Below are 18,140 nucleotides of genomic sequence, written 5' to 3' on the forward strand. Positions count from 1 at the left end.
GAGACCCCACGATGCCCACCGATTTCGTCGACGACCCCGCCGAGCTGGCACCCCCGAGCACCGTCCACACCCCGCTGCCGGGCGGCGCCTTCACCCTGCACTCGCCCGAGCCGCTGGGCCCGTATGCCCGCTGCATCGGCGAATGGCTGGAGCGCTGGGCGCGCGAGACCCCCGACGCGCTGGCCCTGGCCGAGCGCACCGACGACGGCGCGGACTGGCGCCGCCTGACCTATGCCCAATTGCGCCAGGCGGTAGGGGCCGTAGCCCAATCGCTGCTGGACAGGAACTTGCCCGCGGGCCGGCCCATCGCCATCCTGTCGGACAACGCGGTGGACCATGCGGTGCTGATGCTCGCGGCCATGCACATCGGCCGCACGCCCTGTTCGCTGTCGAGCGCGTACGCACGCTCGCGCGACCCGGGCCGGCTGCACGGCATGCTGGCCGCGCTCGACCCCTGCCTGGTCTATGCCTCGGATGCCCGCACCTATGCGCCGGCCCTCGCGGGCTACGGTGGCAGCGCGCTGCAGGTGTTCAGCCGCAACGCAGAGGAGGTCCCGGGCGCCATCGGCTTTGCGCAGTTGCTGGCGGCCCGGGAAACACCGGCCGTGGCCCAGGCCTTCGAGGCCATCTCGCCCGACACCCATGCCAAGTACTTGCTGACCTCGGGCTCGACCGGCAAGCCCAAGGTGGTGATCAACACCCACCGCATGCTTTGCGCCAACCAGCAGATGATTGCCCAGGTCTGGCGCTTCCTCGACCACGAAAAGCCCGTGCTGGTGGACTGGCTGCCCTGGAGCCACACCTTCGGCGGCAACCACAACCTGAACATGGTGCTGTGCCATGGCGGCGCGCTCTACATCGACGAGGGCCGGCCCGCGCCCGGCCTGATCGAGAAGACCTTGCGCAACCTGCGCGAGGTGCGGCCCACGCTGCTGTTCAATGTGCCGCGCGGCTTCGACATGCTGCTGCCCGCGCTCGAATCCGATCCTGCCCTCGCGGCCGAGGTGTTCTCGCGCCTGCGCCTGGCCTTCTATGCGGCGGCAGCGCTCGCGCCCTCCACCTGGCAGCGGCTCGAAGCCGTGGCCGAGCGCGCCCGGCCGCACCAGCCGCTGTGGCTCACCACCTCCTGGGGCGCCACCGAGACCGCGCCAGCCATCACCACGGCCCACTGGCGCATGCAGGGCGCGGGCTGCATCGGCGCGCCGCTGCCGGGCCTCACGCTCAAGCTGGTGCCCAATGGCGGCAAGCTGGAGATGCGGGTCAAAGGCGTGTCGGTGTTTCCGGGCTACCGCAATGCGCCGCGCGAGACGGCGGCGGCCTTCGACGAGGACGGCTTCTACCGCATCGGCGATGCGGGCTTGCTGGCGGATGCGCGGCGCCCCGAGCGCGGAGTGGTCTTCAACGGCCGCGTGGCCGAGGACTTCAAGCTCTCCACCGGCAGCTGGGTCTCGGTGGGCACACTGCGCGTGGAGCTGGTCTCGCAGCTCGCGCCCCTGGTGCAGGACATCGTGCTCACCGGGCACGACCGCGACGAGGTGGGCATGCTGGTGTTTCCCTCGGCGGCCGGCGCGGGCGATGCGCAGCGGCTCGAAGAGGCCCTGCGCAGCGTGATGCGCGCGCGGCGCGACGCGGGCGCGGGCTCCTCGCAATGCCCCACGCGGGCGCTGGTGCTGCGCACGCCGCCCGATGCGGATGCGGGCGAGATCACCGACAAGGGCTACATCAACCAGGGCGCGGTGCTCGCCCACCGCGAGGAAGACGTGCACGCCCTGCACGCAGCGCCGCTGCGCGCCGAGGTGATCGTCAGCGCATGAGCATGGCCAGCAGCACCAGCGTGAGCAGCGCCAGGTAGACCTTGGCGTGCAGCCCGTCGGGCAGGCGCCCCACGAAACGCCCGCCCAGGCGAATGCCCAGCCACGAGCCCACGACCAGCACGGCAAAGGCCCGCAGGTCGACAAAGCCCGCGTACCCGCTGCCGAACGCCGCGCCCTGCTCCCAGGCCAGCAGCACATAGGTCGCGGTGCCGGCCAGCGCCACGGGCAGCGAGAGCGGGTTGGCCGCGGCCGTGGCCTGCACCATGGGCGCGCCGCGCCGGCGCATCAGCGGCACCGTCATCACGCTGCCGCCTACCCCCAGGAAGGCGGCCACCGCACCGATGGCAAGCCCCAGGACGGCCGTGAGCGGCCCCAAGGGCCGGGGTTTGGCTGCCTGCGCCACGTCGGCCACGCGGGGCCGGATGAAGCCGGGGCGCAGCAAGCCGTCGAGGATGGTGCACGCGAGGTAACCCACGAAGGCCCAGCGCACCCAGTCGCTGCGCAGCGCGGTGGCGGCCGCTGCACCCGCCACCGCACCCACCGCGATGGCGGCCAGCAGTGGCCGCACCTGGGCCCAGTCCACATTGCCGGCGCGGTGGTGGCGCCGCGTGGCCAGGCCCGCGCCGACGATCATCACGCAGGTGGAGGTGGCCACCGCGACCTGCATGGCCGACTGGCCGATGGCGCTGTCCGCCCCATGCAGGTGCACCAGCGTGCGGTACAGCACGGGCACGACGACGAAGCCACCGCCAAAGCCGAAGAGCACGGTGGTGACACCGGCCAGGGTGCCGAACAGGGCGAGGACGAGGTAGAACTCCATGCGCAGATCCAGGGGCAGCAAGACACGACCGCCAGCGTAGGGCGCACCGTGCTGGCCCGCTTTCGCAGGCAGGTCAATAATGTTTGCATTTCAGCCAGACCCGCGGAGCATGCGCAACATCCCCCTGCACACCGTCGATGCCGTGGACCGGCCGCTGCTGGCCGTTGCCACCGACTACCCGGCGGGCACCCTGCTCGACACGCACAGCCACCGGCGCGCGCAATTCCTGTATGGCGCCACGGGCACCATGGAGGTGGGCACCGGCGATGGCGCCTGGGTCGTTCCGCCCAGCGGGGGCGTGTGGATCCCTGCGGGCAAGCCGCACCGCGTGCGCATGCTGGGCGTGAGCACACGCAGCCTCTACATCGAGCCGAGCGCCGCACCGCGGGCCACGCAGCAGTGCGAGGTGCTGCAGGTCTCGCCGCTGCTGCGCCAGCTGCTGCTGGACTCCGCCGAACTGCCGGCCCGCTATGAGCAGCGCGGGCGCGACGGCGCCCTGGTGCAGTTGCTACTGCACGAGCTGGCGCGCGCACCGACCCTGCCCTTCTTTGCCCCCATGCCGCAGGACCCGGCCCTCGCGGCCCTGTGCGCGGGCTTTCTGCACCACCCCCAGGTGCATGCCTCGCCGGCCGACTGGGCGCGCCAGTTGCACAAGAGCGAGCGCAGCTTCACGCGCTTCTTTCGCCTGCAGACCGGCATGTCGTTTGGCGCCTGGCGCCAGCAGGCCTGCCTGCTCGCGGCCCTGTCGCGCCTGTCGCGCGGCGATGCGGTGACCAGCGTCGCGCTGGACCTCGGCTACGAGAGCCCCGGCGCCTTTTCCACCATGTTCAGAAAGTGCCTGGGGCGCCCGCCCTCGGAGTTCCTGGTGGTGTAGGGCAGCGCACAGCGGCTGCACAAGCGTTGTAAAAATCACGCCAAGCAAAGGCCGCTGAGGTTCTGCGGTCTTGTCCTATAGCGTTCGTGCGCACAGTGCTTCTAAAATCGCGCACCTCCTTGCATATGCGAGGGGGCCCATTGCAACTCTCGAAAACAAAGAATCAACACCATCATGGCAACTGCAAAGAAAACCACCGCTGCTCCCAAGGCAGCCCCCGCAGCGAAGAAGGCTGCAGCACCCGTGGCCAAGAAGGCCGCGGCACCTGTCGCCAAGAAGGCAGCGCCTGCTGCCAAGAAGGCCGCAGCACCTGCAGCGAAGAAGGCTGCACCCGCCGCCGCAGCAACGCCTGCAGCGCTCAAGCCCATCAAGGCCGCCTTCAACAAGACGACCCTGGTGGCCCACCTGGCCGAGCAGTCGGGCGTGGACGCCAAGGCCACCAAGGCCGTGCTGGCGGCGCTCGAAGCCGCCATCCTGGGCTCGGTGCACAAGAAGGGCTCCGGCGAATTCACGCTGCCTGGCGTGCTGAAGATCGGCCTGCAGCAAGTGGCCGCCAAGAAGAAGCGCTTCGGCAAGGACCCCTTCACCGGTGAAGAGCGCTGGTTCCCCGCCAAGCCCGCCAGCGTGAAGATCAAGACCCGCGCGCTGAAGAAGCTCAAGGACGCAACGGCCTGATCGCCACCCTGCCCCCTTGACACAGGGCCGCGCGCGCAAGCGCCGGCCCTGTTTCATTTTTGGCCGCGCTGTCTGCCCAGCCGTGGGCCCCGTTGCGCGCTATGCGGAGGACTCTCTCCACCAGCTGCGCAGCACCGAGACCACAGGCACGGACATCAGCGCCGCACACACCCATCCATACCAGCGCCCCTCGGGCAAGGCCGGCGCAGCCCAGGCCAGCAGCGGCACACCCGCGGCACCGGATGCGTGCATGAATTCCGCCACGGCGCCCAGCATCATCTGGATGGACAGCAGCGACAGCACCAGCGCCGACACCCGGAAGGCCGCCAGCAGGCCGATGCGCGTGCTGATCCTGCGCGAGGCGATGGCCAGGCAGGCGACGCCCACCAAGCCCAGCACCGCACCCGCGACCACGTCGCCCGCCTCCGTGCGCAGCCACTGCGAGCGCAGGAACAAGGCCACCTCCAGCGTCTCGCGAAACGCCACCACCATGGAGAAGGCCAGCACCACCAGCGGGGCGGCAGGCCGCTCCAGCCACACCTCGACCAGGGCCTGTGTGCGCGAACGGATGGTGCTGGCAGCGACCAGCATGGAGCTCACCATGAGCAGCACGCCAACCGCCAGCACGAAGGTCAGGCCGGCGGTCCAGCGCGGATCGATGTCGGAGGCGATGAGCCACAGGCCCAGCCCGGCGCCGAGGGCGCAGCCCGCCAGGGTGCCACCCGCCGCCCAGCGCAGCAGGTGCCCGGCGCGGGCGGAGCGCAGGCAGGCCACGAGCGAGGCCAGGATCAGGATCAGCTCGGCGGATTCCCGCAGCACCACCGCAAATGCATCGAACACAGAAGGGAAAAGCCTGGCGGGGCCGGGGTTGGTTATGGATGCTTCTCATTATCGATGCTGGCACCGGCATTCCGTGAGACACTTCCCCGGCCCCGCCCACCGATGCCGTGCGGCCCACCCCTGAATCAGCCCTGCACACCCCTCCATGACCGACAAGGATCTCCTGGCCATCATCGACCGGGCCGTTGACGAATTCAATGGCGACCTGGACGAGCTCGAAAGCGCCATCGGCATGCTGATGCTGGGCCGCCACTACGGCTGGCGCGTGATGCTGCTGATCCACAGCCCCACCACGGTGCGCAAGTACACCAAGATCCTCAACATCAAGAGCCTGCGCGACGTGCTGCCCGAGGTCGGCGTGCTGGCCCACCGCTCCAAGGCATGGCGGCTGGTGGAAGGCACCAAGAACTTCTGGAAGGTCGTGCGCGGCCAGATCGGCGGCGTGCGCAGCGCGCGCGTGACCAAAACGCCGAGCGAGTAAGCCAGGCAGGCCTCGCCCACCAGGGCGCCAACCCCGTGGCCGGGTCGAAGGCTGCAGGCGGGAATGCCACGCGCATTCCAATCCACGATTCCCCACACCACGTTCTCGCGCCCCGCAGTGCCAGCGCCCTGGCGCGCGCGCCAGCTTACCCGCCCGCGCGCGCCAGCTTGTCCGCCCGCAGCCGCCAGCGCGTTCCGCGCCGTGCCATCGCCACGGACCGCGCCGTGGCAAGTCCAACACAGGCCCACCAGTAGCACTTGACACGACTACTTCCGTATCGATACATTTGATTGCGACTGAGAACAACTTGCATTTATCAATTGCATGGCGCCTGCGGTGCTGCGCGCCCACGCGGCGCGCCTGGACGGCGGCCCCGTTCTCTCCTCCTTTCTTCTCCAAGGTTCCATCCATGTCCTCCAAGACCGCTTCGATCCGCCGTGCCGCGGACGCTCCCCTGCAACCCCGCACGCTCAGCCACGCGATCCACATCGCCATGGCCACAGCCGCCTTTGCCGTGCCGGCCGCGTCGGCCCTGGCACAGAGCGCGACGGGCTCGCTGCCCGCCGTGACCGTGAGCAGCGAAGGCGAAGCCGGCTATGCCGCGCCGCGCAGCACTACGGCCACCAAGTCCGACACGCTGCTGCGCGACACCCCCCAGTCGATCTCGGTGGTGACCAAGGAGCAGATCCGCGACACGGCGGCGCAAAGCATGGCCGAGGCCACCAAGTACGTGCCCGGCGTGGGCTTCGCGCAGGGTGAAGGCAACCGCGAGACGCCGATCTTCCGTGGCATCAGCAGCACCGGCGACTTCTTCATCGACGGCATCCGCGACGACGTGCAGTACTACCGCGACCTGTACAACATCGAACGCGTGGAAGTGTTCAAGGGCCCCAACGCCATGATCTTCGGCCGCGGCGCGACCGGCGGCCTGATCAACCGCACGACCAAACAGGCCGGCTGGACGCCCTCCATCGGCGGCTCGCTCACCCTGGGCAGCGACAGCAACAAGCGCCTGACGGCCGACATCAACCAGCCCATCAGCGACCAGCTGGCCTTCCGCCTGAACGCGCTGCACGAGAACTCGGACAGCTACCGCGACGGCGTGTCCATCAAGCGCTCGGGCATCAACCCCACGCTGGCCTGGCGCGCCGGCGCCAAGACGCTGGTGACCGTGGGCTACGAGTATTTCAAGGACGACCGCATCGCCGACCGCGGCATCAGCAGCTTCCGCGGTGCCCCGCTGTCGGTGGACCCCGCCACCTTCTTCGGCAATGCCGCGGCCAGCCCCACGGGCACCACGCTCAACGCCTTCACCGCGTCGGTCGAGCATGAGTTCGACAACGGCCTGCAACTGCGCAACCGCCTGCGCATCACCGACCAGGACAAGTTCTACCAGAACGTCTTCCCCGGTGCGGTGAATGCGGCCGGCACCCAGGTCGCCCTCAGCGCCTACAACAACGCCACCAGCCGCAAGAGCGTCTTCAACCAGACCGATTTCAACTACACCATCAATGCCGGTGCGATCAAGCACAAGCTGGCCTTCGGCGCCGAGCTCGGCCAGCAGGACACGGACAACTTCCGCAACACCGGCTTCTTCCCGGGCAATGTGACCAGCGTCAACGTGCCGCTGGGCAACCCGACCACGCAGTTGCCGGTCACCTTCAGCCAGAGCGCCACGGACGCCAACAACAGCGGCAAGGCCAAGGTGGCGGCGCTGTACCTGCAGGACCAGATCGAACTCGGCCCGCAGTTCCAGGTGATCGGCGGCCTGCGCTACGACCGCTTCACGGTGGACTTCCGCAACAACCGCAACGGCCAGCAGTTCGACACTTCCGATGGCCTGGTCTCGCCGCGCATCGGCGTGGTCTACAAGCCGCAGGAAGCCGTCTCGCTGTACGCCAACTACAGCGTGGCCTACCAGCCGCGCGCCGGCGACCAGCTGTCCTCGCTGAGCCTGACCAATGCTGCGCTCAAGCCCGAGAAGTTCAAGAATTTCGAGATCGGCGCCAAGTGGGATGTGCGCAGCAACCTGGCCCTCACGGCCGCGCTGTACCGCCTGGACCGCACCAACGTGATCGTGCTGGACCCGAGCGACCCGACCAACACCCGCACCATGCTCAGCGACGGCCAGCGCTCGCAAGGCTTCGAGCTGGGCCTGTCGGGCAACGTCACCCCGGCCTGGAGCGTGGCCGGCGGCTACACCTATGCCGACGCCAAGTTCACGGCCGACACCTCGGCCACGCAGCGTGCCGGTGGTGCCGTGGGCCAGGTGCCCCGCCACACCCTGGCGCTGTGGAACCGCTATGACTTCACCCCCGCCTGGGGTGCCGGCCTGGGCGTGATCCACCGCACCAAGATGTTCGCGGCCAACGAGCTGATCGCCACGGCCGCCAACACCATTCCCAACGTGGTGCTGCCCGGCTACACGCGCATGGACGCCGCCGTGTTCTACACCCTGAGCAAGTCCACACAGCTGCAGCTGAACGTGGAGAACCTGTTCAACAAGAAGTACTTCATCAACGCGAACAGCAACAACAACATCACGCCCGGCGCACCGCGCAGCTTCCGCCTGGCGCTGAACGCGAAGTTCTGAGGGCCGGCAAACGCCCTCGCCCCCTGGGCAGCTGGCAAGCCGCAGGTGCCTGGTCCTGCGGCTTGCCTCTGGGCAGGCCCGTCTGGCACCGGACGGGCCCGGCGCATGCCAGCCACGGTGGTGTGACCGTGGCAAGACCGTCCGGCCTGCACGACTTTAAGAGCCTCTTAACAAGGGCCTTGCAAGCTCCCCGCATGCAAGGCGCACGCTCTACCCTCTCCCCCACCTCCCGCTCTGCCACCGGCACGCCCGGTGCCTGGACCCACCCTTTGCTGTGGGCCGCCGTCGCGGCGCTTGCGCTCTGCTGGCTGGCCCAGAACGTCGGCACCGAGGGCGCCACCACGGCCCTGGACGCGCAATGGATGGCCCTGGTCGCAGCCTGGCACAGCCCCAGCCTGGACCAGGCCATGCTGTGGACCAAGCGCGCGCACGATCCGGTGGTGGTGGCCTTCATCGTGGGTGGCATCGGCCTGCATGCCTGGCAGCGCCGCTGGCAGCAGGTGCGCTGGCTGGTGGCCGCCGTGCCCGGCGGCATGCTCGCCAACCTGGTCCTCAAGGCCCTGGTGCACCGCGCACGGCCCGGGGTCGAGGCCCTGGTCCATGCCCATGGCTACAGCTTCCCGAGCGGACACACTGTCGCAGCCGCCTTGATGGCCGGGTGGCTGGTGCACGCCGTGTTCCAGGGCACGCGCCATGCGGCATGGCGCTGCGCCAGCGTGGCGGCCGGCTTGGTGCTGGTGTGCAGCGTGGCCTTCAGCCGGGTGTACCTGGGGGTCCACCACCCCACGGATGTGCTGGCCGCCGTGCTGGCTGGGGCCGCCTGGCTCTTTCTGTGCCTGGCCCTGCAGCGCGCCTGGCCTGTCAGCGGGGTCCAGCCAGCGCCGAATCCGGTGTAGGCATCTTCACGGTGCCGCAGGAGACCGGGCGCAACGGGGCACAGCCCTCGGAGCACGTGGCTCAGGCACGCACGAGCAGCTCGCGCCCTTCGATCTCCAGGCCGAAACGCCGGGCTGCCGCCACCAGGCGCGCATGGAGATCCGCGTCATCGATGGCCACCAGTTGGCCGGTGCGCGAGCATCCGATGAGCAGCACGCTGGACTGGGGTTCGGCAGGCTTGACCAGATAGACGGCCTTTCTGCTTTCGTCCCACACGCTGGAGACGAGCCCGTGCTCGTCAAACTCCCGGATGACCCGGTAGACGGTGCTCGCCGAGGCATGGGTGCCACGCTGCAACATGCGTTGGTACACCTCGTCGGCCGACAAGCCAAAGGGCCTGGCCTCGGCAATCACCTGGTAGATGCCGATGCGCGCGATCGTGGGGCGCAGGCCCGCTTTGCGCAGGCGCTGCAGTACCGGCGCACGCTCTGCTGCGGCATCCTCCTGGGGCTCGGCCGCCTGTGCCACGGGCGCGGAATGCAATGGCTTGCGCAGCCGTGCGCTGCCCCCCAGAGCCCGGGCAGGCATGCTTTTGGGTGTGGCGGCGGGAGTCAAGCGCTGGCACTCCGGTCACCGGGGCATGGGCCTGGCGCGCAAGCCTCCCGGGGCCCGGCGCCTAGGGGCTCGGACGGGGCAATGGCAAGGGATGCGGCAAGGTTCATGGATGGGCCCGGCAAAGAGATCGACAGGTGTTGGCAAACCTACCCGTGGGCCACCAACCCCGCACCATGGACAGAGCTTGCGTCAGCAGATTCCGATGCCTGAACGCCTCTTGCCTCCAGACATGCCGGCACCCAAAGTAGTACGTTCAAATTCTACTCTCGAAGCCTGCCAACGCAGCCCGCCCAAGAGCCCATCACGCCTGGCGCTGCTCTCGCAAAACGTCCAGCACATGCTGCGTGGCCTTCTCGAGGGCCCCGGTGCGGTAGGCCAGCCCCAGGGGCCGCCACAGTGCGGGGCGCAGTGCCAGCATGGTGATGCGCGGGTCGGGTGGCGTGCTGCCTGCCGCCTCGTGCGGCAGCAGCGTGGCGCCGTAGCCGGCGGCCACCAGGCTCTTGATGGCGTCGTTGTAGTTGAGCTGGATGCGCGCCGCGGGCTGCTCGCCGGCCGCGGCGAACCAGTCGGTGGTCAGGCGCGAGAGGCTGGTGCCTTCGTCGTTGAGGATGAGCGGCTGGCGCGCCAGCCAGTGCGGCGTGGCGCGCGTGGGGGCCTGCCACTTCGCGGGCACGAAGGCCATGACGGGATCGCGCCGCCAGGGCTCCACCTGCACGCCATGCAGGGAGGACTGCGGCAGCGCCACCAGGCCCACATCGAGCGTGCCGCCGGCCAGGCGGGCCATGGTGTCCTGCGAGGTCAGCACGGCCACCTGCACGTCGATGCCCGGGTGCTGCTGGCCCAGCACTTCGAGCGCCTGCGGCAGCAGGTGGGCGATGGCGCCGGTGGAGGCCCCGAGCCGCACGCGCCCCGCCAGCCCCTGCACCTGGCGCTGCACCACGGCCAGGGTTTCGTCGGCATCGGCCAGCAGGCGGCGCGCACGCTCGACCAGGGCCTCGCCCACGCCCGTGGCGCGCACCTCGCCGCGCTTGCGCAGCAGCAGGGGGGCGCCCACCTGGGCCTCCAGGTCGGCCATGTGCAGACTCACCGTGGGGGCGGCCAGGTGCAGCACGCGCGCGGCTTCGGCAAAGGAGCCCAGGTCGGCGATGGTGACCAGGGTGCGCAGGCGGTCGAGGTTCAGTTCACGCATGTCGTTCAGAAATCCTGATCCAGATGTTTGTGAAATTCAACTTTTCAAATTCTAGGCAGCGCCGGAAGATTGCGCATCCCCCATTTGGCAACGACCAGGAGCATCCCGCATGAGCACCAGCAACGCACCCCTCGTCTTCATCGATGGCGACCAGGGCACCACCGGCCTGCAGATCCACGAGCGCCTGCACGGCCGCACCGACCTGCGCCTCTTGACCCTGCCTGAGCAGGACCGCAAGAACCCGGCGCGCCGGGCCGAGGCCATCAACGCCTGCGACATCGCCGTGCTGTGCCTGCCCGACGGCCCGGCGCGCGAGGCGGTGGCCGCCATCACCAACCCCGCCGTGCGCGTGATCGACGCGAGCTCGGCCCACCGCACCACGCCGGGCTGGGTCTACGGCTTTCCCGAAATGGCTGCGGGCCAGGCCGAACGCATTGCCAGCGCACAGCGCGTGAGCAACCCCGGCTGCTACCCCACGGGCGCCATCGCGCTGCTGCGCCCCTTGGTGCAGGCCGGCCTGGTGCCGGCGGACCACCCGCTGTCCATCCACGCCGTGTCGGGCTACTCCGGTGGCGGGCGGGCGCGCGTGCAGGAGCACGAAGCCCCGGGCGCGCGGGCCCCGGCCTTCCAGGTCTATGGCCTGCGCCTGGCGCACAAGCACACGCCCGAGATCGAGCAGCACGCCGGCCTGGCGGCGCGCCCCTTCTTTTTGCCGGCCTATGGCGCCTTCCGCCAGGGCATCGTGCTCACCATTCCCCTGCAGTTGCGCGCCCTGCCCGCGGGCACCAGCGCCGAGGCGATTCACCAGGCCCTGGCGCAGCACTACGCAGGCCAGCGCCATGTGGAGGTTATGGGCCTGGCCGAGGCCGAGTCCACCGAGCACCTGGACCCCGAGGTGCTGAACGGCAGCAACCAGCTGCGCCTGTCGGTGTTTGCCAATGCGCAGCACGGGCAGGTGCTGCTGGCCGCGGTGTTCGACAACCTGGGCAAGGGCGCCTCGGGCGCGGCCGTGCAGAACCTGGACCTGGTGCTGGGACACATCGCCCAAGGCCAGCGCATTCTTCAGCCCGCCTAATCAATCCATCAGAAAGGATTGATTGTGGGGAGCGGCCAAGCCGTGCAGACTCGCGCGCCTTGTCCATCCACTACAGGCACATCCATGAAGGTTTGCATCATCGGCGCAGGCGCCATTGGCGGGTTCATCGGCACGCGGCTGGCTGCGGCAGGGCGCGCCCAGGTCAGCGCGGTGGCGCGCGGCGCCACGCTGGCCGCCCTGCGCGACAAAGGCTGGCGCCTGCAGACGGCCGACGGGCTGGTGCAGGCGCCCGCGCACGCCACCGACCAGCCAGCGGAGCTGGGCGTGCAGGACCTGGTGGTCATTGCCGTCAAGGGCCCGGCCCTGGCCGGCGTGGCGCGCAGCCTGTCCCCGCTGATGGGCCCCGAGACCCTGGTGCTGCCGGCCATGAATGGCGTGCCCTGGTGGTTCTGCCAGGGGCTGCCGGGTTTTGGCAATGCGCCGCTGGCCAGCGTGGACCCGGGCGGCGAGATCACGCGCGCCATTCCCCTGGTCCAGGTGGTGGGCTGTGTGGTGCATGCCGCCACCTCCACGCCCGAGCCCGGCCTGGTGCTGCACAAGATGGGCCGCGGCCTGCTCATCGGCGAGCCCGGCGGCGGCCAGAGCGAGCGCGTGCAGCGCCTGGCGGACCTGCTCAACCACGCGGGCTTCGAGGCCACGCACTCGGCCGATGTGCGCTACGACATCTGGTACAAGCTGTGGGGCAACATGACGATGAACCCGGTCTCGGCCATCACCGGCGCCACGGTGGACCGGCTGCTCGACGACGAACTGGTGCGCGGTTTCTGCTCGGCCGCCATGCAGGAGGCCGGGCGCATCGGCGCACGCATCGGCTGCCCCATCGCGCAGAGCCCCGAGGAGCGCCATGCCCTCACACGCAAGCTCGGCGCGTTCAAGACCTCGATGCTGCAGGACGCGGAGGCCGGCCGTGCGCTGGAGATCGACGCCCTGGTGGCCGCAGTGCAGGAGATCGGCCAGCGCGTGGGTGAGGCCACGCCGAACATCGACGCCCTGCTGGGCCTGGTGCGGCTGTTTGCCCGCGTGCGCAACCTCTACCCGGCTGCCTGACTTTTCTCGGCCAGCACCGCCGCCTGGTGCAGGTGCTCCACCAGCATGCGCGCGGCGGGTGACAGCTTCTTCTCGTCGTGGAAGCAGACGGCAAAGCGCCGCTGCGCCCAGCCGTCCGTGAGCGGCAGCACGCGCACGCCCAGGCTGGCGGCCACGGGCTCGGCCACCTCGCGCGGCACCACCGCAATGCCCAGGCCGGCGCGCACGCAGCGCATGGACGCATCGAAGGTGCTGACCACCGCGCGGTAGTTGACGGGCCGCCCGATGATGGCCGCCGCGCGCGCCAGCATGGTGTGCACAGCGGTCGAAGCGGGCAGGCCCACATGGTCGAACGCCAGCGTGTCCTCGAACGCGCAGCGCCTGCGCCGCGCCAGCGGGTGCGACAGCGGGGTGATGATGGCCAGGTGATCGCGCCGGTAGCTGCGGGTCTGCAGGCCATCGAGGTCCGCCGCGTCCCAGCACACGCCCACGGGCACCACGCCCTCGCGCAGGCTGCGCACCAGCTCGCTGCTCACCGCCTCCTCGATGTCCACGCGGATGTCACGGTGCGCCAGCACCTGCAGGAAGGCGGCGATGTCGTCGGGCAGGAACTCGGCAATCGACGACACCGAGGCCAGGATGCGCACCTGGCCCGTGATGCCGTTGCCATAGGCCGCCATGTCGCGCCCCACGCGATCGCCCGCGGCCAGCATGGCGCGGGCATGCTGCAGCAGGATCTCGCCCGCGCCCGTGGGCACCACGCCGCGGCGCCGCCGGTCGATCAGCGTGTGGCCCACCTGCTGCTCCAGCTGCGCCAGGCGCTTGCTGATGGCCGAAGCCACGATGTGGTGATGCTCCGCAGCGCGGGCGATGTTGCGCGCCTCGCAGACAGCGACGAACAGGCGCAGGGTGGTGAGGTCGAGGTCTCGCATGGCAGGCGGTCGTGTTCTGGCATTCCTAAAGGGAACGCTATTGCTTCCAGAATACCGCTTTTGCAACGCATCGGGAATGTCTACAGTGCCATCCAAGATCTGGAGACAACCACATGCCCCCCACGAGCGCCCGCCTGCCCCGCGCCGCCACCATCCGCGAAGTCGGCCTGCGCGACGGCCTGCAGAGCATTGCCACCATCCTGCCCACCGAGCACAAGCGTGCCTGGATCCGCGCCGCCCACGCCGCCGGCCAGCGCGAGATCGAGGTCGGCTCCTTCGTGCCCGCGCGCCTGCTGCCGCAGTTGGCCGACACGGCCGAGCTGCTGGCCTACGCCAAGACCCTGCCGGGTCTCTTCGCCTCGGTGCTGGTGCCCAACCTGCGCGGCGCCGAGAGTGCGATTGCAGGCGCTGCCGACCTGATGATCGTGCCCCTGTCGGCCAGCCACGCCCACAGCCTGGCTAACCTGCGCAAGACGCCCGACGAGGTGGTTGCCGAGGTGGCGCGCATCCGCGCCGCACGCGACGCGGCGGGCTCACGCACCCTGATCGAGGGTGGTGTGGGCACGGCCTTTGGTTGCACGCTGCAGGGCACGGTGGACAAGGCCGAGGTGCTGCGCCTGATGCAGGCCCTGCTCGACGCCGGTGCCGACCGCGTGAGCCTGGCCGACACCGTGGGCTATGCCGACCCGGCCATGGTGCGCGACCTGTTCGAGGACGCCGTGCGCATCGCGGGCGAGCGCTTTTGGTGCGGGCATTTCCACGACACGCGCGGCCTGGGCCTGGCCAACGTGTATGCCGCGCTGGAGGTGGGTGTGACCCGCTTCGATGCCTGCCTGGCCGGCATCGGCGGCTGCCCGCATGCGCCCGGCGCCAGCGGCAATGTCTCCACGGAAGACCTGGCCTACCTGCTGGGCAGCATGGGCATCGCCACCGGCATCGACATCGCCGGCCTGCTGGCCCTGCGCGGCCAGGTGGCCGGCTGGCTGGCGGGCGAGACGCTGCACGGCACGCTGTGGCGCGCCGGCCTGCCCAAGACCTTTCCCCAGGCTGCCATTGCGGCCTGACCGCACCCCAAGGAACCCGCCATGAGCCCCATCCCCGAACCCCGCCTGCCCCTCACGGGCGTCCGCGTCCTCGAATTCACCCACATGGTCATGGGCCCCACCTGCGGCATGGTGCTGGCCGACCTGGGGGCCGAGGTCATCAAGGTCGAGCCGCCCGGCGGCGACAAGACGCGCGAACTGCCGGGCCTGGGGATCGGCTTCTTCCGATCCTTCAACCGCAACAAGAAGAGCGTGGTGATCGACATCGCCACCGAGGAAGGCCGTGCCACCGCGGCCGAGCTGGCGGGCACCTGCGACGTGGTGCTGGAGAACTTCCGCCCCGGGCTGATGGCCAGCTTCGGGCTGGACTACGCCACACTGTCCGCGCGCTTTCCGCGCCTGATCTATGTCACGCACAAGGGCTTCATGCCCGGCCCCTACGAGAACCGGCTGGCGCTGGACGAGGTGGTGCAGATGATGGGCGGCCTGTCGTACATGACGGGGCCCGTGGGCCGGCCACTGCGCGCGGGCACCTCGGTCAACGACATCATGGGCGGCATGTTCGGCGCCATCGGCGTGCTGGCCGCGCTGCGCGAGCGCGACTTCACGGGCCGCGGCCAGGAGATCCAGAGCGCGCTGTTCGAGAACTGCGTGTTCCTGGCCGCGCAGCACATGCAGCAGTTCGCCATGACGGGCGAGGCGCCACCGCCCATGCCCTCGCGCGTGTCGGCCTGGAGCGTGTACGACGTGTTCACGCTGGCCGGCGGCGAGCAGTTGTTCATCGGGGCGGTGAGCGACAAGCAGTTCCTCACGCTGTGCCGCGTGATCGAGGCGCCCGAGCTCGCGGCCGACCCGGCCCTGGCCACCAATGCGCTGCGCGTGGCCGTGCGGCCCGAGCTGCTGCACAAACTCGGCGCCATCCTGCAGCACCACCGCGTGCAGGAGCTGGCACCCAAGCTGGAGGCTGCGGGCATTCCTTATGCGCCCATCGTGCGGCCCGACCAGCTGATGGACGACCCCCACCTCAAGGCCAGCGGCGGCCTGGTGCCCATGCAGACCGACGACGGCGGCACCACCGACGTGGTGCTGCTGCCCCTGCGCATGGACGGGCGCCGCCCCGGGGTGCGCAGCCCGCTGCCCAAGGTCGGCGAACACACCGCGGAAATCCTCGCCGGCCTGCCCAGCCAGGCCGACCGCATACCGGCCTGAGCCTTTTCCACCACCCCACAAGAACCCCAGGAGACAAGCACCATGCCAACCACCACCCTCCCCTTCCTGCAACGCCGCCGCGCTGTCCTGCTGCTCGCCGGCCTGGCGCTGTGCGGCGCCGCCGTGTCCGTGCGCGCCAACGACAAGCCCATCCGCATGGTGCTGCCCGTGGGCGCCGGCTCGGGCGTGGACACCATCATGCGCGCCGCCGCGCCGCAGCTCATCAAGGCGCTGAACGGCCAACCCGTGGCCATCGAGAACCTGCCGGGTGCCGGCGGCATCACGGGCGCCTCCGTCATCGTGCGGGCGCCGGCCGACGGGCTCACGCTGGGCGTGGTGTCCAACAACCACGTGGTCAACCCCAGCGTGTTCAAGAAGATGCCGTTCGATGCCGTGGGCGACATCACGCCGATCTCGGTGGTGGGCGCCACGCCCTTTGTGCTGGTGGTCAACCCCAAGATCCCGGCGAAGAACGCCAAGGAACTGCAGGCCCTGCTCAAGGCCAAGCCCGATGGCTACAACTACGCCTCCTCGGGCAACGGCACCATCATCCACCTGGCCGGCGCCATGTTCATGGAAGCGGCGGGCGTGGACGTGCGCCACATTCCCTACAAGGGCGTGGGCCCCATGGTCACGGACCTGATGAGCGGCCAGGTCGAGATCGGCGCCGTGGCCCTGCCCGCCGTGCAGGGCCAGCTCAAGGCCGGCTCGCTGCGCGCCATCGGCATCATGGGCAAGCAGCGCGTGCCCTCGCTGCCCGATCTGCCGACGATTGCCGAGCAGGGCTTTCCCGACGTGGACGTGGCCGGCTGGTTCGCCGTGGTCGGCCCGGCCAAGCTGCCGCCCGCCGAAGTCAAGCGCCTGCATGGCGCCGTGGTGGCCGCCTTCGCCATGCCCGAAACCAAGGAGGCCATGGCCAAGCAGGAGAACATCATCAACCCCATGTCGCCCGAAGCCTCGCTGCAGTTCTTCAAGACCGAGCAGGAGCGCTATGCCCGCCTGGTCAAGAAGGCCGGCGTGACGGTGGAATGAGTTCGGTGGACGCGACGGCTCTGCAGGACTGGGCCGGCGCCGTCTTGGCCACCCAGGGCGTTGGCAGCGCCGACGCCGCGCTCACCGCACGGCTGCTGGTGCGCACCAGCCTGCGCGGCATCGACACCCATGGCATCGCGCGCCTGCCCGGCTATGTCGACCGGCTGGCCAGCGGCGAAGTGACCGCGCAGGCCCGTCCCCGCACCGAGGAAACAGCCCCCGGCTGGCTGCGCTGCGATGGCGGCGGCGGCCTGGGCCAGGTGGTGGCCACACATGCTTTCGAAGAAGTCATGGCCCGGGCGCAGCACCAGCCGCTGGTGGCCTGCCACATCCGCGCCACGGGGCACCTGGGCGCGCTGGCCGTGTACGTGGCGGCTGCGGCGGAGCAGGGCTTCTTCGCCCTCCTGGCCCAGCGCACGCCGCCGGTGATGGCCCTGCCCGGCGCCAGCGGCCCGGTGATCGGCAACAACCCCCTGGCCTTTGCGCTGCCGGTCACGGGCCGGGCGCCGCTGGTGTTCGACATGGCTCACAGCGTGGTGGCGCGCGGCCATGTGGCCCAGGCGGCGCGCGAGGGCCAGGCGACCATCCCGCCCGAATGGGCCCTGGGCCCCGACGGCCAACCCACGACCGACCCGGCCCTGGCGCTGCAGGGCGCCATGCAGCCCATGAGCGGCCACAAGGGCCTGGGTCTGGCCATGCTGGTGGAATGCCTGGCCACGAGCATGGGCGGACTCATTGCGCCGGCCGACGCCGCGTCCGGCACCGCAGGCTCCGCGGCCGATGCCAGCGCCTTTGCCCTGGTGGTCAACCCCGCGCTGGCCACGGGACGCGAAGCCTTCGATGCCAGCGTGGCGACCTGGCTGCAGACCTATTTGCAGGCCGGCGGCCCCGGCGCACGCTACCCGGGCCAGCGCCAGGCCGCGTGCGAACAGCAGCGCAGCCGTGACGGCATTCCGCTGCCGCCGGGCTTGCGCGCCGAGCTGCACGCGCTGGGCGACCGCGCGGGCCTCCCAGTTCCCGTGTGA

At 70.1% G+C, this 18,140-nt stretch carries 17 protein-coding genes; 12 read left to right on the plus strand and 5 right to left on the minus strand.

From position 1 onward, the window contains the following. Positions 1 to 11: 11 nt before the first annotated feature. Positions 12 to 1,814 (plus strand): feruloyl-CoA synthase, encoded by a 1,803-nt coding sequence (locus AC3WOH_RS17770; RefSeq protein WP_492230609.1) that lies wholly within the window; start codon positions 12 to 14, stop codon positions 1,812 to 1,814. Here AC3WOH_RS17770 and AC3WOH_RS17775 read toward each other — a convergent pair. Continuing rightward, positions 1,804 to 2,634 carry a sulfite exporter TauE/SafE family protein gene (locus AC3WOH_RS17775; protein ID WP_492230610.1) on the minus strand — a complete coding sequence of 277 codons (831 nt, stop codon included), beginning with the start codon at positions 2,632 to 2,634 and terminating at the stop codon, positions 1,804 to 1,806. The two genes, AC3WOH_RS17770 and AC3WOH_RS17775, sit on opposite strands and share 11 nt — an antisense overlap. A 109-nt stretch (positions 2,635 to 2,743) precedes the next feature. Between AC3WOH_RS17775 and AC3WOH_RS17780 the strand changes: the two genes are divergently transcribed. Both AC3WOH_RS17780 and AC3WOH_RS17785 read left to right on the plus strand, forming a co-directional pair. Further along, positions 2,744 to 3,508: an AraC family transcriptional regulator gene (locus AC3WOH_RS17780; RefSeq protein ID WP_492230611.1), complete on the plus strand. Its 765-nt coding sequence runs from the start codon at positions 2,744 to 2,746 to the stop codon at positions 3,506 to 3,508. A gap of 174 nt (positions 3,509 to 3,682) precedes the next feature. Then, the gene (locus tag AC3WOH_RS17785) at positions 3,683 to 4,183 is read left to right on the plus strand and encodes an HU family DNA-binding protein (RefSeq protein ID WP_492230612.1); all 501 of its coding nucleotides are present in this window, start codon (positions 3,683 to 3,685) and stop codon (positions 4,181 to 4,183) included. Positions 4,184 to 4,282: 99 nt separating this feature from the next. On the opposite strand, the gene AC3WOH_RS17790 is transcribed toward AC3WOH_RS17785, so the two are convergent. Beyond that, positions 4,283 to 5,023, minus strand: coding sequence for an FTR1 family protein (locus tag AC3WOH_RS17790; RefSeq protein WP_492230613.1), 741 nt, complete (start codon positions 5,021 to 5,023; stop codon positions 4,283 to 4,285). 145 nt (positions 5,024 to 5,168) lie between these two features. Here AC3WOH_RS17790 and AC3WOH_RS17795 point away from each other — a divergent pair, with 145 nt between their 5' ends. The 3 genes from AC3WOH_RS17795 (at position 5,169) to AC3WOH_RS17805 (ending at position 8,993) form a co-directional block, all read left to right on the plus strand. Further along, positions 5,169 to 5,504: a hypothetical protein gene (locus tag AC3WOH_RS17795; protein WP_492230614.1), complete on the plus strand. Its 336-nt coding sequence runs from the start codon at positions 5,169 to 5,171 to the stop codon at positions 5,502 to 5,504. A 409-nt stretch (positions 5,505 to 5,913) separates the two neighbouring features. After that, positions 5,914 to 8,097, plus strand: a complete 2,184-nt coding sequence (locus AC3WOH_RS17800; RefSeq protein ID WP_492230615.1) for a TonB-dependent receptor — start codon at positions 5,914 to 5,916, stop codon at positions 8,095 to 8,097. Between the two features lie 194 nt (positions 8,098 to 8,291). Beyond that, entirely contained in the window at positions 8,292 to 8,993 is a 702-nt protein-coding gene (locus AC3WOH_RS17805; RefSeq protein ID WP_492230616.1) for a phosphatase PAP2 family protein, read from the plus strand. 61 nt (positions 8,994 to 9,054) lie between these two features. Here AC3WOH_RS17805 and AC3WOH_RS17810 read toward each other — a convergent pair whose 3' ends face one another. Both AC3WOH_RS17810 and AC3WOH_RS17815 read right to left on the minus strand, forming a co-directional pair. Beyond that, positions 9,055 to 9,561, minus strand: a complete 507-nt coding sequence (locus AC3WOH_RS17810) for a Fur family transcriptional regulator (protein ID WP_492230617.1) — start codon at positions 9,559 to 9,561, stop codon at positions 9,055 to 9,057. Between the two features lie 328 nt (positions 9,562 to 9,889). Beyond that, a complete protein-coding gene (locus tag AC3WOH_RS17815; protein WP_492230618.1) occupies positions 9,890 to 10,777 on the minus strand; it encodes a LysR family transcriptional regulator in 888 nt (295 codons plus the stop codon). 109 nt (positions 10,778 to 10,886) lie between these two features. On the opposite strand from AC3WOH_RS17815, the gene argC reads away from it, so the two are divergent. Continuing rightward, complete coding sequence (gene argC / locus AC3WOH_RS17820; RefSeq protein WP_492230620.1) at positions 10,887 to 11,852, plus strand: N-acetyl-gamma-glutamyl-phosphate reductase; 966 nt, start codon at positions 10,887 to 10,889, stop codon at positions 11,850 to 11,852. 84 nt (positions 11,853 to 11,936) lie between these two features. Then, positions 11,937 to 12,920, plus strand: coding sequence for a 2-dehydropantoate 2-reductase (locus AC3WOH_RS17825; protein WP_492230622.1), 984 nt, complete (start codon positions 11,937 to 11,939; stop codon positions 12,918 to 12,920). On the opposite strand, the gene AC3WOH_RS17830 is transcribed toward AC3WOH_RS17825, so the two are convergent. Beyond that, a complete protein-coding gene (locus tag AC3WOH_RS17830) occupies positions 12,905 to 13,831 on the minus strand; it encodes a LysR family transcriptional regulator (protein WP_492230623.1) in 927 nt (308 codons plus the stop codon). The two genes, AC3WOH_RS17825 and AC3WOH_RS17830, sit on opposite strands and share 16 nt — an antisense overlap. Positions 13,832 to 13,944: 113 nt before the next feature. On the opposite strand from AC3WOH_RS17830, the gene AC3WOH_RS17835 reads away from it, so the two are divergent. From AC3WOH_RS17835 to AC3WOH_RS17850, 4 genes are read left to right on the plus strand one after another with little or no spacing between them, the layout of a single operon-like run. After that, positions 13,945 to 14,895: a hydroxymethylglutaryl-CoA lyase gene (locus tag AC3WOH_RS17835; protein WP_492230625.1), complete on the plus strand. Its 951-nt coding sequence runs from the start codon at positions 13,945 to 13,947 to the stop codon at positions 14,893 to 14,895. 21 nt (positions 14,896 to 14,916) lie between these two features. Beyond that, positions 14,917 to 16,083, plus strand: a complete 1,167-nt coding sequence (locus tag AC3WOH_RS17840; RefSeq protein ID WP_492230626.1) for a CaiB/BaiF CoA transferase family protein — start codon at positions 14,917 to 14,919, stop codon at positions 16,081 to 16,083. Positions 16,084 to 16,125: 42 nt separating this feature from the next. Continuing rightward, a complete protein-coding gene (locus tag AC3WOH_RS17845; protein WP_492230628.1) occupies positions 16,126 to 17,115 on the plus strand; it encodes a tripartite tricarboxylate transporter substrate binding protein in 990 nt (329 codons plus the stop codon). Beyond that, a complete protein-coding gene (locus tag AC3WOH_RS17850; protein ID WP_492230630.1) occupies positions 17,112 to 18,140 on the plus strand; it encodes an Ldh family oxidoreductase in 1,029 nt (342 codons plus the stop codon). Before AC3WOH_RS17845 ends, AC3WOH_RS17850 begins: the two co-directional genes overlap by 4 nt.

The sequence above is a fragment of the Acidovorax sp. FW305-C-20-28 genome (assembly GCF_058783375.1).

Coding starts and splice junctions, on each gene's coding strand:
- AC3WOH_RS17770 (WP_492230609.1), top strand. CDS start 12: ATGCCCACCGATTTCGTCGACGACCCCGCCGAGCTGGCACCCCCGAGC.
- AC3WOH_RS17775 (WP_492230610.1), bottom strand. CDS start 2,634: ATGGAGTTCTACCTCGTCCTCGCCCTGTTCGGCACCCTGGCCGGTGTC.
- AC3WOH_RS17780 (WP_492230611.1), top strand. CDS start 2,744: ATGCGCAACATCCCCCTGCACACCGTCGATGCCGTGGACCGGCCGCTG.
- AC3WOH_RS17785 (WP_492230612.1), top strand. CDS start 3,683: ATGGCAACTGCAAAGAAAACCACCGCTGCTCCCAAGGCAGCCCCCGCA.
- AC3WOH_RS17795 (WP_492230614.1), top strand. CDS start 5,169: ATGACCGACAAGGATCTCCTGGCCATCATCGACCGGGCCGTTGACGAA.
- AC3WOH_RS17800 (WP_492230615.1), top strand. CDS start 5,914: ATGTCCTCCAAGACCGCTTCGATCCGCCGTGCCGCGGACGCTCCCCTG.
- AC3WOH_RS17805 (WP_492230616.1), top strand. CDS start 8,292: ATGCAAGGCGCACGCTCTACCCTCTCCCCCACCTCCCGCTCTGCCACC.
- AC3WOH_RS17810 (WP_492230617.1), bottom strand. CDS start 9,561: ATGCCTGCCCGGGCTCTGGGGGGCAGCGCACGGCTGCGCAAGCCATTG.
- AC3WOH_RS17815 (WP_492230618.1), bottom strand. CDS start 10,777: ATGCGTGAACTGAACCTCGACCGCCTGCGCACCCTGGTCACCATCGCC.
- argC (WP_492230620.1), top strand. CDS start 10,887: ATGAGCACCAGCAACGCACCCCTCGTCTTCATCGATGGCGACCAGGGC.
- AC3WOH_RS17825 (WP_492230622.1), top strand. CDS start 11,937: ATGAAGGTTTGCATCATCGGCGCAGGCGCCATTGGCGGGTTCATCGGC.
- AC3WOH_RS17830 (WP_492230623.1), bottom strand. CDS start 13,831: ATGCGAGACCTCGACCTCACCACCCTGCGCCTGTTCGTCGCTGTCTGC.
- AC3WOH_RS17835 (WP_492230625.1), top strand. CDS start 13,945: ATGCCCCCCACGAGCGCCCGCCTGCCCCGCGCCGCCACCATCCGCGAA.
- AC3WOH_RS17840 (WP_492230626.1), top strand. CDS start 14,917: ATGAGCCCCATCCCCGAACCCCGCCTGCCCCTCACGGGCGTCCGCGTC.
- AC3WOH_RS17845 (WP_492230628.1), top strand. CDS start 16,126: ATGCCAACCACCACCCTCCCCTTCCTGCAACGCCGCCGCGCTGTCCTG.
- AC3WOH_RS17850 (WP_492230630.1), top strand. CDS start 17,112: ATGAGTTCGGTGGACGCGACGGCTCTGCAGGACTGGGCCGGCGCCGTC.